The sequence below is a fragment of the Microbacterium sp. M3 genome (genome assembly GCF_033548675.1).
In the GTDB taxonomy this organism is placed as follows: Bacteria; Actinomycetota; Actinomycetes; order Actinomycetales; family Microbacteriaceae; genus Microbacterium; species Microbacterium arthrosphaerae.
This window is the reverse complement of record NZ_JAWTZT010000004.1, coordinates 1-17,809: the sequence shown is the minus strand read 5'-3', so window position 1 is coordinate 17,809 and position 17,809 is coordinate 1. Positions and strand designations below refer to the sequence as shown.

At 71.4% G+C, this 17,809-nt stretch carries 10 protein-coding genes; 3 read left to right on the top strand and 7 right to left on the bottom strand.

Features of this window, described 5'->3' with window-relative positions; all coding sequences use genetic code 11:
* Positions 1-27 precede the first annotated feature (27 nt).
* From R8Z57_RS12410 to R8Z57_RS12385, 6 genes are all read right to left on the bottom strand, one after another.
* Positions 28-6,102 (bottom strand): Ig-like domain-containing protein, encoded by a 6,075-nt coding sequence (locus R8Z57_RS12410; protein WP_318354101.1) that lies wholly within the window; start codon positions 6,100-6,102, stop codon positions 28-30.
* Positions 6,103-6,313: 211 nt separating this feature from the next.
* A complete protein-coding gene (locus R8Z57_RS12405) occupies positions 6,314-8,695 on the bottom strand; it encodes an excinuclease ABC subunit UvrA (protein ID WP_318354100.1) in 2,382 nt (793 codons plus the stop codon).
* A gap of 584 nt (positions 8,696-9,279) precedes the next feature.
* Positions 9,280-11,553, bottom strand: a complete 2,274-nt coding sequence (locus R8Z57_RS12400; protein ID WP_318354099.1) for an LLM class flavin-dependent oxidoreductase — start codon at positions 11,551-11,553, stop codon at positions 9,280-9,282.
* Between the two features lie 34 nt (positions 11,554-11,587).
* Entirely contained in the window at positions 11,588-12,016 is a 429-nt protein-coding gene (locus R8Z57_RS12395; protein WP_318354098.1) for a TA system VapC family ribonuclease toxin, read from the bottom strand.
* Positions 12,013-12,243 carry a hypothetical protein gene (locus R8Z57_RS12390; RefSeq protein ID WP_318354097.1) on the bottom strand — a complete coding sequence of 77 codons (231 nt, stop codon included), beginning with the start codon at positions 12,241-12,243 and terminating at the stop codon, positions 12,013-12,015. Before R8Z57_RS12390 ends, R8Z57_RS12395 begins: the two co-directional genes overlap by 4 nt.
* Positions 12,244-12,260: 17 nt before the next feature.
* A complete protein-coding gene (locus R8Z57_RS12385; RefSeq protein WP_318354096.1) occupies positions 12,261-12,860 on the bottom strand; it encodes a DNA-3-methyladenine glycosylase I in 600 nt (199 codons plus the stop codon).
* 274 nt (positions 12,861-13,134) lie between these two features.
* Between R8Z57_RS12385 and R8Z57_RS12380 the strand changes: the two genes are divergently transcribed.
* Positions 13,135-13,533: a glucose-6-phosphate dehydrogenase gene (locus tag R8Z57_RS12380; protein ID WP_318354095.1), complete on the top strand. Its 399-nt coding sequence runs from the start codon at positions 13,135-13,137 to the stop codon at positions 13,531-13,533.
* Positions 13,534-13,669: 136 nt separating this feature from the next.
* Here R8Z57_RS12380 and R8Z57_RS12375 read toward each other — a convergent pair whose 3' ends face one another.
* Positions 13,670-15,775, bottom strand: coding sequence for an acyl-CoA dehydrogenase (locus tag R8Z57_RS12375; protein ID WP_318354094.1), 2,106 nt, complete (start codon positions 15,773-15,775; stop codon positions 13,670-13,672).
* A gap of 195 nt (positions 15,776-15,970) precedes the next feature.
* On the opposite strand from R8Z57_RS12375, the gene R8Z57_RS12370 reads away from it, so the two are divergent.
* Both R8Z57_RS12370 and R8Z57_RS12365 read left to right on the top strand, forming a co-directional pair.
* Positions 15,971-16,330 (top strand): VOC family protein, encoded by a 360-nt coding sequence (locus tag R8Z57_RS12370; RefSeq protein ID WP_318354093.1) that lies wholly within the window; start codon positions 15,971-15,973, stop codon positions 16,328-16,330.
* Positions 16,331-16,382: 52 nt separating this feature from the next.
* Positions 16,383-17,657, top strand: coding sequence for a GNAT family N-acetyltransferase (locus R8Z57_RS12365; protein WP_318354092.1), 1,275 nt, complete (start codon positions 16,383-16,385; stop codon positions 17,655-17,657).
* Positions 17,658-17,809 lie beyond the last annotated feature (152 nt).

Sequence of the window (17,809 nt, the reverse complement as noted above, 5' to 3'; positions counted from 1 at the left end):
TCGTTGATTCTCGTGCGGGCGCGGGCGCTACCACACGCGTTTTTCGCTCTCGCCGTAACCGACGATCCGCACCCAGACCTGCTCGCCGTAGTAGCCGTAGTAGCAGCCGAGCTGGACCGAGCCGTTCGCCGGCAGGTTCCACGAGGCGCCGCCCGCGAACTCGCCCTGGCCGGAGGAGTAGCAGTACACCTGGTACCTGCCGGCGGGGAAGTCCTGCGTGTTGACCTCGAAGTAGTGGCAGTTGCCCGACGAGCAGCCCGCCACCGATCCGGTCCCGGCGCCCCGGCTCACCCACGCCTTCGGCTGCGGCCGCGGCGCGGTGGTCGCCGCGTCGGAGACGACGCGCGACACCTGCTGGGGCTGCGCGGAGTCGTAGGCCCGCACGTCGATCGTGTGGCGCTGGTCGTAGTCGTTGCCCACGCGGCGGGAGCCGTTGTTCGACACGTTCTCCCAGCCACCGCCGTTGATGCGGATCTGCACCTGCGCGATCGAGCGGCCGTTCGGAGCCGGCGCGCTCCACTCGACGAGCACGCTGGTGCCGTCGCGGGTCGCTTTCACGCCCGGGTCTCGCACCGGTCCATACGGGATCGCGCCGTTGGACGGCGCGGACTCCGGGCCGGTGTACCGCACGCCGTCCATCGCCGTATAGGCGCGCACGCGGATCGTGTAGGTGGTGCCGTTCGACAGATTGCCGATCGTCTTGTTGGCCGGCATGGCGGTCCAGCCGCCGCCGCTCAGCGAGTACTCGTAGCCGATCTCGCTGGCCGACGCGCCGTTGCCCGCGGCATCGCCGTACGACACGACGACGGCGCTGTTGCCGGTCGGCGTCGAGAGCGACACACCCGTCGGCGCGCCGGGCACGCCGAACGCGCGCCGCGGCGCCGAGGGGGCGCCCCACGCGCTCCAGCCCGCCTTGTTCGAGGCGCGGACGCGGAACGTGTAGTCCGTCTGCGACGTGGCCACGTTGACCGCCTGGCGGGTCTGCGTACCCGGGATGCCGGTGACCGTGTTGACGACCGACGATCCCTGCATGACCTGCAGCTCGTAGGCCGAGACGGCGTCACCGTTGTCGACGGGCGGCGTCCACACGACTTCGAGCTGGGCCTGGTTGCCCACCGGGTCGAGGCGGTTGACCGACGGGGATGCCGGCGGCTCGGGCGCCCGGGCGGGGATCTCGCTCACCGACCACGGGCTGAAGCTCGACGGGTCGGGTGCGAGGTTGTGGGCCTGCACGCGCACCTGGTACGCGACGCCGTTCTGAAGGCCGTCCCAGACGATCGAGTTTCCGACGACATCGGTCTTCTGAGAGATGCCCGAGGGCGGCGCGGGCGAGATCTCGAGCGTGTACTTCTCCACGGGCGAGCCCGGCGTCGACGGCGTCACCCACGAGACGTTGAGGCTGCGGTCGCCGAAGACCAGCGTCGGAGCGGCCGGGGTGTCGGGACGCGCGTCCGGGCGCGCTTCCTCCGAGGGCGGAGACGCCTCGGACGGCCCGACGCGGTTCTCGGCGACGACGGTGAAGTTGTACTTCACGTTGTTCGTCAGGCCGTCGAGCGTGCACGTCGTCGCGAGGCACTCCTTCTCGTAGTTGCCCGCGGTCGACGACACGAGGTAGCGCTCGATCTCGGCGCCGTTGTTCGCCGGCGGAGTCCACGAGAGCACCACGGTGCGGTCCTGCACGCTCGAGACGGTCGGGGTGCCCGGCGCGTCGGGCTTGCCCTGCACGGTCAGGCGGATTCGTCCCTCCACCTCGCGGTCGGGATCGCCGGTGGCGTCCTGGATGCGATAGCGCACCACCATCGTCCCGAAGAACTTCTCGTCGGGCGTCACCTTCACCTGATCGCCCTCGATCACCGGGGACTGGCCTTCGCCCGTCTCGATGACCGCAGCGGTGACCTCGAGCGGCTTGTCGGGGAAAGGGTTCACATCGTTGGCGAGCACCGGCACCGTGACGGTCTTGCCCTGGTGCGCCTCGGGCACGATGTCGTCGTTCGCCGTCGGCAGTTCGCGGGTGGACGCGATGACGCGCACGTTCACGACGCCCTCGATGGGCTCGGTCGTGCCGTCCTCGATCCGCAGCCGGATGACGCCCCCGGTACCCTTCCTCGTGTCGGCTGCGGCGCTCACGCGCAGCTCGTCGCCGTCGATCGCGGCGGTCATGCCGTCGGGCGAGCCCCCGACGATCTGGTAGCGGATGCGGTCGACGTCCTCCGGGTCGGGGTCGGTCGTGAGCCCGCCGAGGTCGAGCGTCGTCGGATCCTCTCCCGGCGCGACATCCATCTGCCCGTTGACGAACGCGGGCTGCTGATTCTCGGGCGGCAGCACGGTGATCGGCAGCGTCAGCGTCGCCTTGCGCCCCTCGGGGTCGTCGGGGCCGGTGCCGTCGGTGACCTCGAACGTGATCGCGTCGGGGCCGAAGTAGCCGGCGGCCGAGGTGTAGACGAGGGTCGTCTGGTCCTTGACGAGCGTCGCGCCGTCGCTGTGCGCGGCGGTGACCTTCGCGGCCTCGGTGATGATGACCTTGCTGCCGTCGGCCGAGCGCACGTGATCGTCGAGGGGCAGCTCGACGGTCTCGCCGCTCTTCACCTCGACGGGCTCGGTCGAGAGCATCGTCGGCGGCAACGACGACAGCGCCGGGACGTGGATGAAGGCGGATGCCGCGTTCCCGTCGCGGTCGGTGATCGTGTAGGTCGCGAGGCGGCCGGTCTCACCGAGCGTGACGCGCACCGTGCCGTCCGCCAGCACGCGGGAGTCGGCATCGGCGACGGTCAGGTCGAGATCGTCGACGGTGCCGTCGGGGTCCTCGTCGTTCGCGAGCACCTCGAGGTCGACGACGCCGTCCTCGACGTCGGCCGCGCGGAGGTAGTCGTCGCGCGCGATCGGCTTCTGCAGCGGCACGTCGTCGGCGACAGTGATCTGCAGCACGGCCTTTGCCTCGGCACCCCGCGCGTCGCGGATCGTGTACTGGAGCGAGGTCTCGACGGGCTTCGACGGCGACGTCACGACGACGCGGTTGCCCTCGACCTTGGCCTTGAGGCCCGCGACGTCGGGCAGGATGAGCCCGTTCCTCACGATGCCGAACTCGTCGCCGTCGGGGTCGGAGTCGTTCGCCAGCACGGGCACGGCGACGGAGCGGTCGGGCCGCATGATCACGGTGTCCTTGACCGCGTACGGAGCCTGGTTCACGCCCTCGGGAGGCGCGATGCCGATGCGGACGCCGGCGGTGGCCTCGGCGCCGAGCCTGTCGCGCACCCGGTAGGTGAAGGCATCCACTCCCGCCGTGTCGTCGAAGGCCTCGTAGACGAGGTAGTCGGAGCCGTTCTCGACCACGCGGCCCTTGGCGGGCGACGAGGCGAGTCCCAGCAGCTCGACGGAGTCGCCGTCGGAGTCGATGCCGTCCAGCGGCACGGCGACGCGCACGCGGCTGCCGCTGAGCACGCGCGCCGTCAGGTCGCGGGGGCGCGGAGCGGCGTTGGTGTCGGCGTTGACCGGCAGCACCTGGATCGTGATGTAGCCGGCGTCCTTCTGGCCGGTGCTGTCGACCGCCTCGTAGGTCGCGTACACGGTGCCCGGCTCGTCGGAGGCCCGGAAGCGCACCGTGTCCTGCGAGACGAAGATCTCGCCGTCCTCAGGTTCGATGAGCGGGGGCACGAGGTCGGGGGCGAGGTGGATGGTGTCGCCGTTGGGGTGGTAGTCGTTGTCGAGGACCGGGATGGTCACCACGTCGCCGGCCCGGACGACGACCTGGTCGTCGTTGGCCACCGGCGGCCGCAGCTGCGCCGGCGCCGGGATGGGGATGACGATGACGTCGCCTTCGGCGGACTGCGAGCCGTTCGAGATGCGATAGGTGATGCGCACCTGCTCCGACAGGGCCGCCTGATCGCTGATGCGCAGCGTCTCGTGGTTGAGGACGGCCACCGCGATGCCCGAGCCCGGCTCGACCGTCACGGACTGGACCACCAGGATGCCGCCGGAGGGGTCGGAGTCGTTGGTGAGGACGTTCACCAGCACCTCGCCGCCGCTCGGCAGCAGCGCGACGTCGCGCACCGCGACGGGCGGCAGGTCGGTCTCGCCCTCGGGAAGCACGTCGACACGCACGATGCCGGGGATTCCGGCGGCGCCGGCCGCGACGAGGTACTGCACATAGTAGGTGCCGGGCGTCGCCGACCGGAACGTGAAGGTCTTGTTGCCGTAGTCGGGGACGATGTCGGTGCCCGGGACCGGGTCGACGCGTGCGAGACGCAACGGCTCACGCCCCGCGCCCACGTCGTTCGCGAGCGGCGACACCGTGGCGGTCTGACCGGTGCGCACGGCGACGTAGTCGGCATTGGTCACCGGGTCGATGGAGCCGACCGGGCGCACGTCGAACCGCACGATGCCGACGGTCGCATCGGTGCCGTCCGAGACGGTGATCTCGACGTCCTTGCGCCCCTGCATGTTGCCGACGGCGCGATAGGTGATGCGCCCGTCCGACGTGTAGTCGGCCTCGTCGCCGTCGGCGGTGACGACCGAGCCGAGGAAGACGTCGTCGCCGTCCGGGTCGATCCAGTCGGGGAGCACGTTGTAGGTGATCGTGCCGCCGGCCTCGACCGCGACCGTGGTGACGCGCTTCTGCGTCGGCGCCGCGTTGACGTCCCAGCCGCGCACGTTCAGTGAGACGCGGGCGGTGTCGGTGCCGCCGCGGCCGTCGGCGACCTCGTAGGTGAAGGATGCCGAGCCCGAGGCATCCTCCGGCACGGCGATCTGCAGGGCCCGGCCGTTGTCGATCGACTGCACCTCTCCGACCGACGGGCCGCCGTCGAGCACGCGTGTCGTCAGCACGTCGCCGTCGGGGTCGCTGTCGTTGTCGAGGATGGGGAGCGTGGTGGTGCGGCCCGGTCGCACGCCGAGGTCGTCGTCGTTGGCGTCGGGAGGGGTGTTGATCTCGGAGCGCTCCGGGAGCACCGTCTCGGTGGTCTCCTCGGTCGTCTGCTCCTCGTTCTCGGTCTCGCCCTCGGGCGGGGTCAGCTCGTCCCAGTTGTCGACGCGCTGCAGGTCTTCGGCCGCCATCCAGGTCGCGCCGCCGATCACGTCGTTGAGCACGACGACATCGCGGTTGACGCGGAACTGGAGCAGCGACGTCGGCTCGATGCCGTCGATGTCGGCGTCGAGGTCGTCGGCGTCGCCCGCGCAGTCGCGGACGAACCGGCCCGAGCCGCTCCATGCGGCGTACGCGCAGCCCTCGAGCCACACCGGGTCGGCCGGCGCGCCCTCGCCGCCGGAGTCGGTGGACGTCGGGTCGGAGCCGTCGAACGGCACGCGCACGAGCGCCGACGCGGTCGACACCGTGACGGCGTCCGACGCCGCGGAGGGCTGCTGCAGCACGGCGTTGCGACCGCCCTCGACTGCGGTCTCACGACCTTCGGCGATGAGCGTGCCGTCGGCGATGTCGAGCACGACCGGCTTGTCGCCGACCGCGGTGATCGACAGCTCGGAGTTCTCGTCGACCCCGGGGAGGGCGCTGCGAACCGGCTCCTCCGGCGTGTCGTCGGCGGCGAGCCGGACAGTGACGAGCTCGGCGCTCTCGGCGGACGCGCCGTGGACCACCCCGTCGACGCCGATCGCGACATCCGCCCCCTCGCCGAGGTTCGCGATGGGATCGGTGCCCTCGATCTGGAACGAGCCGACCCCCGCGGCGGGCAGCACCCAGAGGTCACCCGACGCGCGGTCGAGGATGGCGGCAGTGGACCCTCCCAGCGCGACCTTCGCGTCGCCGGGCACGCTCGCGGCGCCCGACAGCGACACCATCGCGGGGTCGACCACGCTCACCGACGAGTTGGCGTCGTCGACGACGAGGACGGTGCTGCCGGACTGGAGGATGTCGTAGTCGTCGCTCGTCGTGCGCAGCCCGCCGTCGAGCACCTGCGACTCGTGGTTGAAGTGGCCGACCATCAGGCTCGAGCGCTTCGTGACCCACACACCGCCGTCGTGCAGGTCGACCTCGGTGGTGGGCAGTCCCTCGTAGACGAACGCCAAGGTCGTGATCGTGACGGCGGCCGCCGTGACGGCACCTGCCGACGCGAGCGCGCGCGGGCGCGCGCGTAGCCAGGTGAAAGAGCTCATGAGACCTCGGCCTCCTCCGGGGCGTCGTGCGTCTTTACGTGGCGCATGACCCCGGCGAGGGGCGTCGCGAGCTCACAGAAGACCTGAGGGGACACTCCACCCTAACCCGGAGGCCCGGGTCGATCGAAAGGGGAGCATCGACTCAGGAGATCGTATTCCGCCTGATCAGAGGCCCTCCATGGGGACAAACACCCACTCCCCCGGGCCGGCCTCACCCCCGGGTCGCTGCGGCCGCCGGAATCCCGACGTACGCGCCGAGGTGCTGGGCGGTGAGCGTCTCTCCCTGCGCCACGAGATCGGCCGGCGTGCCCTCGAACACGATGGTCCCGCCGTCGTGGCCGGCACCCGGCCCGATGTCGATGATCCAGTCCGCGTGGGCCATGACGGCCTGGTGGTGCTCGATCACGATGACGCTGTTGCCGGCCTCGACGAGGCGGTCGAGCATCCCGAGCAGATTGTCGACGTCGGCGAGGTGCAGACCCGTGGTGGGCTCGTCGAGCACGTAGATCGCGCCCTTCTTCGCCATCGAGATGGCGAGCTTGAGCCGCTGCCGCTCGCCGCCCGACAGCGTGTTGAGGGCCTGACCGAGGGTGATGTAGCCGAGGCCGACGTCGATCATCCGCAGCAGGGTGGTGTGGGCAGGACCCTTCGTGAAGAAGGCGGATGCCTCTGCCGCCGACATCGCGAGCACCTCGGCGATGTTCTTGCCGTCGAGCGTGTACTCGAGCACCTCGTCGCTGAAGCCGGTCCCCTCGCACAGCTCGCACAGCGTCTCGACCGTCTGCGTGAACCCGAGGTTCGTGATGATGACGCCGAGCCCGCGGCAGGCGGGGCAGGCGCCCTCGGAGTTGGCGCTGAACAGCGCCGGCTTCACGCCGTTGGCCTTGGCGAACGCGGCGCGGATCGTGTCGAGGATGCCGGTGTAGGTCGCGGGACTCGACCGCCGGTTGCCCTTGATCGGCGACTGGTCCACGACCACGACATCGTCGAACCGTGGCACGTTGCCGTGGATGAGCGACGACTTGCCCGAGCCGGCGACGCCGGTGACGACGGTCAGGATGCCGAGCGGGATGTCGACGTCGACCTGCTTGAGGTTGTGCTGGGTCGCGCCCCGGATCTCGAGGGCCCCCGTCGCCGCGCGCGTCGACGCCTTCAGCCGGGCCCGGTCGTCGAGGTGGCGTCCGGTGATGGTGCCCGATGCCCGGAGCCCGGCGACATCGCCCTCGTACTGCACCTCGCCGCCCGCGCGGCCGGCGCCCGGGCCGAGGTCGACGATGTGGTCGGCGATCTCGATGACCTCGGGCTTGTGCTCGACCACGAGCACGGTGTTGCCCTTGTCGCGCAGCTGCTGCAGCAGCCGGTTCATGCGCGCGATGTCGTGGGGGTGAAGGCCCGCCGTCGGCTCGTCGAAGACGTAGGTCACATCGGTGAGGGCCGACCCGAGGTGACGGATCATCTTCGTGCGCTGCGCCTCGCCGCCCGAGAGGGTGCCCGACGCGCGATCGAGCGACAGGTATCCGAGTCCGATGTCGATGAACGACGCGATCGTCTGGCGGAGGCCGACCATGAGCGGCGCGACGGCGGGATCGTCCACGGTGTCGAGCCACGCCGCGAGATCCGTGATCTGCATGGCTGCGGCATCCGCGATGCTGGTGTCGTTGATCTTCGACGACCGCGCGCCCTCGTTCAGACGCGTCCCGCCGCAGTCGGGGCAGGGCAGGAACTTCACGGCGCGGTCGACGAACGCGCGGATGTGCGGCTGCAGCGACTCGCGGTCCTTCTGGAGCATCGACTTCGTGATCTTCGGCACGAGACCCTCGTAGGTCATGTTGATGCCGTTGATCTTGACCTTCGTCGGCTCCTTGTAGAGGAAGTCGGCGAGCTCCTGCTCGGAGTAGTCGCGGATCGGCTTGGCCGGATCGACGAACCCCGACTCGGTGAACCCCTTCACCATCCAGCCGTCGGGGTTGTACCCGGGCACCGTGATCGCGCCGTCCTGCAGCGACTTGCCCTTGTCGTAGAGCTCGTCGAGATCGACGTCGCTGACCTCGCCGAGGCCCTCGCAGCGCGGGCACATGCCGCCCGTGATCTCGAACGACCGGCGCTCCTTGATCTTCTTGCCGCCCTTCTCGAGCGTCACCGCGCCGGCGCCCGACACCGACGGGATGTTGAACGAGAACGCCTGCGGCGAGCCGACGTGCGGCTGCCCGATGCGGCTGAACAGCAGCCGCAGCATGGCGTGGGCGTCGGTCGCGGTGCCGACGGTGGACCGCGCATTGGCGCCCATCCGCTCCTGGTCGACGATGATGGCCGGGCTCACGTTCTCGAGCGCGTCGACCTCGGGCCGGCTGAGCTGCCCCATGAACTGCTGCACGAACGTCGGGTACGTCTCGTTGATCAGCCGCTGCGACTCGTTGGCGATCGTGCCGAACACCAGCGACGACTTGCCCGACCCGCTCACGCCGGTGAACACGGTCAACCGCCGCTTAGGGATCTCGACGTCGACGTTCTTGAGGTTGTTCTCGCGGGCCCCGACGACGCGGATGACCTCGTGCGAGTCGGCGATGTGGGGGACGGATGCCTCGGATGCCATGCGCACGAGTATGCCCGGCAACCCGGACACCGCGCTTCCTGAATCCTGCTCGATCCGCTCCGGGCCCTCCGCTCGAACCGGTCCGTCGGCTCGAACCGGTCCGTCGGCCCGAGCCGGTCCGTCGGCCCGAGCCGGTCCGTCGGCCCGAGCCGGTCCGTCGGCCCGAGCCGGTCCGTCGGCCCGAGCCGGCTGCCCTGTCCTCGAGCCGGCCGCCCTGTGCAACGCCCCGGAGACAAGGCCCCTCCCCGATGCATGTCCCACTTTCGACCCCATACCCCTCGCCATGGGGCTGAAAGTGGGACACGAGGGCGTGAAAGTGGGACATGGGCTCAGCGGGGCGCCACGCGCGGGCGGGGGCGCCACGCGCGGGCGGGGGCGCCACGCGCGGGCGGGGACGGATGCCGGGGCTCGCAGTTGTGCGCCGGGCTCAGGGCGTTTCGTCTCGCTCGCCGGCGCTCGCCCGCTCAACGACCGGCACTCGGCGGTCGTCGAGCGAGCGAAGCGACACGAAACGCACCGGCCCCCCGTCGTCGAGCGAGCGAAGCGAGACGAAACGCGCCGCGGATCGGACGGATGCCGGGGGCTCAGGCGGCGCCCGACTCCGCGGGCTCGATCGCGAAGTTGTCGCGGAAGACGCACGTCGGGTCATAGGTCGCCTTGATCGCGCGGAGGCGCGCGAGGGTCGCGGGCGGGAACGCCTCGGCGATGCGCTCCGGGCGCTCGGAGGAGTCGAAGCTCAGGTACATGCCGTCGACGTGGTGGGCGAGCGTGCGCCACTGCGCATCGAGCCGGTCGGGGTGCGATCCGAGCGCGGCGACCGAGAAGTTCGCCGAGCGGTGCGCGTAGGCCGTCTCGTCCTCGGCGACGTCGGCCACCGCGCCGCCGACCGCCCGCAGCTGGAAGAACGGCACCGCGCCGGACTGCAGCATCCGTGCCGCCGCCTCGGCGAAGGCGGGGGTGACGTGCTCGATGAGACCCGAGCGGGAGTGGGGCTCGCCGGCGCCGTGCTGGGGGCCGAGGTCGGCGTTCGCCATGACCTGCGGATACGTCGTCAGCCGCACCGACTGCTGCACGAGCGGCGCGAGCTCGGCGAAGGGCTGCAGCCGGGCGATGATCGTGTCGGGGTCATCGGAGTCCACGATCCCGTACAGCTGGACGATCTGGGGCTGGCCCGGGCGCGGGGCCCCGGTGAGCAGGAACAGCGTCAGATCGCGCGGCGACGCCTCGACCACCCGGCCGTAGCCCTCGAGGAACGCCGCGACATCGTCGACCTGGAACGCGAGCTGCGCGTGCCCGATCTGCCCCACCTCGTCGACCTCGAACTCGAAGGCGGTGACGATCCCGACGTTGGCGCCGGCCCCGCGGATCGCCCAGAAGAGGTCGGGGTGGGACGCGGCATCCGTCCGCACGATCGAGCCGTCGGCCAGCACGACCTCGGCGGCCCGCAGGTGGTCGATCGTCAGGCCGTGCTCGCGCGCCAGCAGCCCGATGCCGCCCGCGGTCGCGAGCCCGCCGACGCCGACCCCGCCGTAGTCGCCCGACGAGAGCGCCCAGCCGTGCTCGCCGAGCACCGCGGCGACCTGCGCCCACCGCGCGCCCGGGCCGATCCGCACCAGTCTGCGGCCGGCGTCGAGCACCTCGATCCCGTCGAGGCGGCGGAGGTCGATGACGATGCCGCCGTCGTTCGTGCTGCGCCCGCTGATGCCGTGGCCGCCGCTGCGCACCGACAGCGGATGCTCGGGATGCCGCCGCGCGAATGAGACCGCCTCGGCGACCTGCTGCGGCGAGTCGGGCTGCAGCACCAGGCCCGGCGCACCCCCGCGCATGTAGGTGGCGCGCACGTCGCCGTAGCCGAAGTCGCCCGGCTCGATCGCGCGGAGTCCCGCCGGGACGTCGTCGTACGCGATGCCGTCGCGGCGGGCGGCGAGGGTGGCGGACGAGCGCACCGGGCCGGCGGTGACACCACGGCGAGCGCGCTCGTCCGCGACGACCGCGCGAACCGCCGGTGCGACCTCCTCACCGAACCGCTGCAGCAGGTCGGGGTCGTCGGCGGCGATGATGAACGTGCCGATGCCGTCCTCGAGTGCGAGGCGCGCGAGGCGCTCGGCGAACTCGGCGGGATCGGCCGCGAGCTGACCGATGTTCAGCAGCCGCCGGATCTCGCGGGGGTCGCGCCCCACCGACGCTGCCGCCTCGTCGATCGCCGCGTTGCCCTTCGCAAGGTCGCCCGGCTGCAGGTAGCCGAGCGAGGGCAGCCACCCGTCGCCCTTGCGGCCGGTGAGCGAGAGCATGCGGGGCTTGTACGCGCCGATGTGGATCGGGATGTCGTGCGCCGGCCGCGGGCCGCGCTTCGCACCGTGCACCCGGTGGTAGCGGCCGTCGGTGAACACGCCGCCCCGCTCGTCGGTGCGCCAGAACTCTCGGATGAGGTCGATCGCCTCTTCCAGGGCGGTGACCGCTTGACCCGGCGTGAGGCGCGCGCCGCCCATCGCCTCGATCGCATCCCAGAACCCGCCGGCGCCGAGGCCGAGGTCGAAGCGGCCGCCCGAGAGCAGGTCCAAGCTCGCGGCTGCCCGCGCCACGACGGCGGGAGGCCGCAGCGGCACGTTCAGCACGTTGGGGGCGATCCGGATGGCCTCGGTGCGTGCCGCCACGAACGACATGAGCGTCCACGTGTCGAGGAACGCGGGCTGATACGGGTGGTCCTGGAACGTGACGAGATCGAGTCCGGATGCCTCGGCCACCTGTGACAGGATCACCGGCGCCTCGGCGGCCGCCGCCGACGGGGTGATGAACGCGCCGAATTCGAGCGGGTGTCCGTAGTCCATGGGTCCTCCGCAGACGAGAACCGGCGGCATCCGGGAATCATTCCGCCGCATGGGCCGGGCGGCGTCAGGGGATCGCGAAGACCACCTTCGCGCCCGACGGCACCGCCGAGGTGACGATCCGGGTGTCGAAGGTCGCGAGCATCGCGTCGTTCGACGCGGCCAGGTGGAGCAGGTACGTGTCGGTCACCTGCGAGCTGGCGAGCAGGCGCTCGGTGTGCACCGAGCTGTCGAGCAGGCTGACCGTGTCGGGCAGGAACGCGTGATCCGCGCGCGCCGCCAGGCTCGCGAGGCTCGCCAGCACGACGGGCGCCGGCTGCGTGTTCGGGTACTTCGGATGGCTGACCACGCGCACCACCCCGTTCTGCACGAGCGGGCACGTGTGCCAGGGCTCTCCGCCGCGCGCGGCGAACCAGCGGTGGGCGCGATCGTGGTGCACGTGGAGGGGGTCGATGAGCGCGATCACCGCGTTCACGTCGAGCAGGTGCCGCGTCACGGAGCGTCATCCCGGAGGGCGTCGACGTCGTCGAGCGTCGCACGCCCCGCATCGGGTGGCGTCGGCAGCAGGACCACGCCGTTGCGGGTTCCGCTGTGCCGCCTGCGCTCGGCGAGGGTCGCCCGCGCGAGCTGCGACAGCGCTTCGCCGAGGGTCAGCCCGCGCGCGTCGGCGAACTGCTTGGCCGCAGCGAGCACGTCGTCATCGATGGTCACCGTGGTGCGCATGCATCAAGCATCACGCATCACACATCACGCGTCAACGATCGCCAGCAACCGTCCACGTGGTCGTCGACCATGCCCGCCGACTGCATCAGTGCGTACATCGTGGTCGGGCCGACGAACCGGAAACCCCGCTTGCGCAGCGCCTTGCTCATCGCGGCGGCCTCCGGCGTCATCGCGGGGACCTCGGCGAGCGTGGCCGGGCGGCCATGGGATGCCGGGGCGAACGACCACATGAACGCATCGAGCTCGCCGGGCTCGAGGGCGAGCACCAGGCGGGCATTCGAGATCGTGGCCTCGATCTTGGCCCGGTTGCGGATGATCCCGGCGTCCGTCATCAGGCGCGCGACGTCGTCGTCGCCGAACGCGGCCACCGCCTCGGGCTCGAAGCCCGCGAACACCTCGCGGAACCGCGGCCGCTTGCGGAGGATCGTGATCCACGACAGCCCGGCCTGGAATCCCTCGAGGCTCATCTTCTCGAACAGCGCGCGGTCGCCGTGGAGCGGGAAGCCCCACTCCTCGTCGTGATAGCGGGCGTACTCGGCATCGTCGCCGACCCACGCGCAGCGCGCGCGGCCGTCGGCACCGAGTCGGACATCGGAGGGACGGACATCGGTGCTCACCGCGCCAGCCTAGGCCGACCGCCCGACATCGCTTGCCCGGCCGGTGGCCCCGACCCGCGGCATCCGTCCCCCACGCGCCATCGCGGCGTGAAAACCAGATTCGTGCCGACAAACCACGGCGAGCGTGGTTTCTCACCGCGATTGTGGTTTCTCGGGGGCGGCGGGTGGGGGCGGCGTTCAGCGGGGCGACACCTGGTGGATTCCCGGATGCCGCGTCCGTCGCTTACCGTGGAATGTCGGGCTCGTCGAGCCCGCGGGGCTGGGAGGCAGGACCATGAAGATCGTCGCGTCGGCGGATTGGCGGGACTCGGTCCCCTTCGAGAACCCCGTGCTGCTCGCAGACGTGGTCCCGGGCGAGCCGACGCGCTGCTTCTCGTGCGGCCCGGAATCCGAGCTGCTGCCCCGCACCGAGCTGTGGGCGTACAAGCACCGGCACCCCAAGAACCACGACGGGTACGTGCGCTTCTACTGCGCCTACCACGTGCCGGCCGCGGCGATCGTCCCGCAGACGGCGGCCGCGCCCGCCCGGGCGAAGTCGTCGTCACGCCCTGCCGCCGAGCGCCGCGTGGCGAAGCCGGTCGTCCCCGAGCGCGTGCGCGAGATGTGCCCGAACTGCTTCGTCGAGGTCTCGGCGACGGGCGAGTGCGGCATGTGCGGCTGGTCCGCCGCCTGACGGCTTCCCAGCCCGGCGACCCGCGCCTGCTGACTGGAGGCCCGGCCGCTCGCTGGGTTGACGGCTTCGCGCCGAGTGCACGGCGTGGCGGCGGCCACGAGCCGTGCACTCGACCGGAAGCCGTGCGCTCGCGCGGCTACTTCTTCTTGATCGACTTCTCCGACACCGGCGCCTCGCCCGACGCGGCGAGCGCGCGGTAGTACTCGCGCGCCTCGTCCTGCCGCTCGCGCTCGGCACCCGACGCGATGGGCGCGCGGACGTGCTCGGGCGCGAAGCCGTAGGCGTCGACCAGGTCCTGCGCGTGAGGCCGCAGCCGCGCCGCCAGGCGGTCGATGTAGCGGGTGACCGAGGCCGCGCGCTGCGTCGAGAGGCGGCCGTTGATGAGGTACCACGCGAGGTGCTTCTCGATGAGGTGCAGGCCGAACAGGTCGCGCAGCCACGTCAGCACCTGCTTCGTCCCCTCGTCCGGGACGCGGTGGATGCCGTCGGTGAAGGCCTCCCATTGCAGCAGCTCGCCGTGGGCCCGGGCCGCCTCGATGAGCTCGGCCTGGTGGCTGTTGAACAGCGCCGCCGCCTCGGCGGGCGACAGCTTCGACGCCGGGCGCAGCGCCGCGGCGACATCGGCAACCATCTGCTGCACGCGGCCGGCGAGCAGCTCGTGCTGCTGGTCCTCGCGCAGGCCGAACTCGACGGAACGCGCGGTCGAGCCGAAGTCGGCGACCGCCTGACCGAGCTGGCGCAGGCCCGCGCCGTGGAACAGCTTGCCCGCCGTCTGCCGGGCCGCGTAGCGGGCGAGGGTTGCGGCATCCGCCCCCTTGAACTGCCGGGCGTAGTCGGCGAGGAGCCGCTTGCCGACCAGCTGGAGCAGGACGTTGTTGTCGCCCTCGAAGGTGACGTAGACGTCGAGGTCCTGGTGGAGGCCGACCATGCGGTTCTCGGCGAGGAAGCCCGACCCGCCGCACGCCTCGCGGGCCTCCTGGATCGTCGACAGGGCGTTCCACGTCGACAGCGGCTTCAGCGCGGCGGCGAGGGTCTCGAGGTCCTCGCGCTCCTCGGGGGTGTCGGTGCGCCCCGAGAAGACGGCGTCGAACTTCTTGAGCAGCTCGTCGTGGCTGAAGAACTGCGCGTAGTTCTGGGCGAGGAGGGGCAAGAGGCGCCGCTGGTGCTTGCCGTAGTCCAGCAGCACGACCTCTTCGGTGCCGGCGCCGGAGTCGAACTGGCGGCGCTGGTTGGCGTAGGTGAGCGCGATGTGAAGGGCGAGCGCGGTGCCGGTGGTCGCGGCGCCGTCGAGCGAGACCCGGCCCTGCACGAGCGCGCCGAGCATGGTGAAGAAGCGGCGGCCCGGGCTCGGGATCTCGGACGAGTACGAGCCGTCGGCGGCCACCTGGCCGTAGCGGTCGAGGAGGTTGAAGCGCGGCACGCGCACCTGGTCGAACGCCAGCCGGCCGTTGTCGATGCCGTTGAGGCCGCCCTTGACGCCGTCGTCCTCGCTGATGATTCCGGGCAACATGCTGCCCTCGTCATCGCGGATCGGCACGAAGAAGCAGTGCACGCCGTAGTTGACGCCGCCCGTGATGAGCTGCGCGAACACCGTCGCGGCCTTGCCGTGCAGCGCCGCATTGCCGAGGTAGTCCTTGTACGCGCCGCGGAACGGCGTGTGGATCACAAACTCCTCGGTCTCGGGGTCGTACGTGGCCGTCGTGCCGATGGCCGCGACATCGGATCCGTGCCCCGTCTCGGTCATCGCGAAGGCGCCCGGCAGGCTCAGGTCGATGACGCCGGCGAGCCACTCCTCGTGGTGCTTCTCGGTGCCGAGCTGGAAGATCGCCGAACCGAACAGGCCCCACTGCACGCCCGACTTGATCTGCAGGCTCGGGTCCGCGAGCACGAGCTCCTGGAACCCGGCGAGATTGGCGCCGTTGTCGTTGTTGCCGCCGAACTTCTCCGGCATCGCGCGGCGCGAGCCGCCGTGCTCGACGAGCAGGTGCAGCTGCGTCAGCACGCGCTCGCGGTGCTCGGCCATGGGCTGGCCCTCGATGCGCCAGAAGGCGGGGTCCTTGATCATCTCGCGCGCCTCGCGGCGGGTGTCGGCCCACGTGCCGAGCAGCAGATCGGTGACCGCCGCGATGTCGATGCGGGGATCGGATGCCTCGGCCGCCGTGTGCGGGGCGGTCGGTGCGCCGCCGGCGGGAGTGCGCTTGTGAACGGCGGGCTTCTTGGAGCGGACGGCGGCGTCGGCCATGTGCATCACCTCTCGGTGCGAGGGAAAGGAAACAAGTTCCCCTCGACCGTAGGACTCCCACAAGCGACCTTCAAAGCGTATGGCGGATGTGCACAACTCTTCGCGGCGACGCCCTGCGGCCGGGTTGTGCGGGACGCACAGACGCACGCGCTTCCCGCCTGCGCGCCGTCGGCGCACGGTCGTATGCTCGGCGCCATGACGCCACCGCCGACGGCCATCACGACCGCATTCATCCCGGTCAGGGATCCTCGGTCGAGCGCCCAGTGGTACGCCGACGCCTTCGGCCTCGCGATCGTCGAGGCGACCGACTTCTCCAGCGTCCTCGCCGGCTCGCACGGACAGGTGACGCTGATGGGCCCCGAGAGCGGCATCCGCGTCGAGCCCGGTCTGCCCTGGGCGACCTGCGGCTTCCGGGTCGACGACCTCGGATCGGTGCACGAGCGGCTCGCCCGCCTCGGCGCTCATCCCGGCGACGAGCTCGGTGATCCCGACCGCTGCCTCTTCTTCACCGCGACCGATCCCGACGGAAACACGATCCTCGTCACCGACCGCTGACCGGTTCTCCGTGCGTCGCGTCATGTCGGACGGCGAGGCCATGATGGAGGCGATGACCGACGGCTCCGTGACGCTCGCCCCGTGGGGGCCCGACGACCTCCCGCTGCTCGAACGCGCGAACACTCCCGCGATGACCGCTCACCTCGGCGGCCCCGAGACCGCCGAGCAGCTCGAGGAGCGTCACGCGCGCTACCTCCGGCTCGCGGCGGCCGGCGAGGCGGCGATGTACCGGATCGAGCGCGACGGCGTTGCTGTCGGAGGGATCGGGTACTGGCAGGTGCAGCACGACGGGCTCGCCGCCTGGGAGACCGGCTGGAACGTCTTCCCCGAGTGGCAGGGCCGGGGAATCGCCCGCGAGGCGCTGCGCCTCGTCATCCGCGAGGTCGCGGCGCGGGGCGACCGCACGCTGCTGGTCGCGTACCCCGGCGTCGATAATCCGCCGTCGAACGCGCTGTGCCGGGCGGCGGGCTTCGAGCACCGCGGGTCGGGCACCATCGACTGGCGCGGCGGTGAGCTGACCTTCAACTCCTGGGTGCTCGACATGACGCCGCTCGATCTGAGCGGTCGCGTCGCCGACGTGGATGAGACGTTCGCGGGGCCGCTGCTCGACGAGACCCGGTGGTGGCCGTACTACACGCCGCACTGGTCGTCGAGGGATGCCTCGGCCGCCCGCAGCCGGGTCGGCCCGGGCGGGCTCGAGCTCATGATCGACAGCGACACCGCACCCTGGGCGCCCGAGCTCGACGGCGATCTTCGGGTCTCGCACGCGCAGACGGGGCAGTTCTCCGGCGCCGTCGGAAGCAGCACCGGACAGCACCGCTTCCGCCCGGGCCTCGTGGTGCGGGAGCAGCAGCCCGAGCGGCGGCTCTGGCTCGTGCACCACGGCGTCATCGAGGTGCGTCTGGCCGCCATCCGCCACCCCGACGCCATGGTGGCGTTCTGGCCGATCGGCTTCGAGGACCGCCCCGACGACTGCGGCGAGCTGTGCATCGCCGAGATCTTCGGGAACGAGATGGATGAGGACGGCGGGTGGGTGGGGGTCGGTGTGAAGCCGCAGAACGATCCCCGGCTGCGCGAGGACTTCGAGAAGGTCCGGGTCGACGGCGACCTCACCGACTTCCACGACTACGCGGTGGAGTGGACGCGCGATCGCGTGCGCTTCTTCATCGACGGGCGCTGGGTGAAGACGGTCGCTCAGACGCTCGACTACCCGGTGCAGTTCATGCTCGACGTCTACGAGTTCCCGCGCGCCGACGGCACGCGCGATCTGGCGGCCCTCCCTCACACGCTGCGGGTGGAGCGGGTGCGCTCGTTCCCGCCGGTGTGACCGCGGGTCCTTGGTCGGGCGGGCCGCGCCCGTCTGCGCTCCCGCCCGCCCGCGCTCCCGCCCGCCCGCGCTCCCGCCCGCCCACCCGCGCTCCCGCCCGCCCGTCTGCGGGCCCGCGCGCTCCCGCGGCCCCGCGCGCTCCCGCGGCGCCC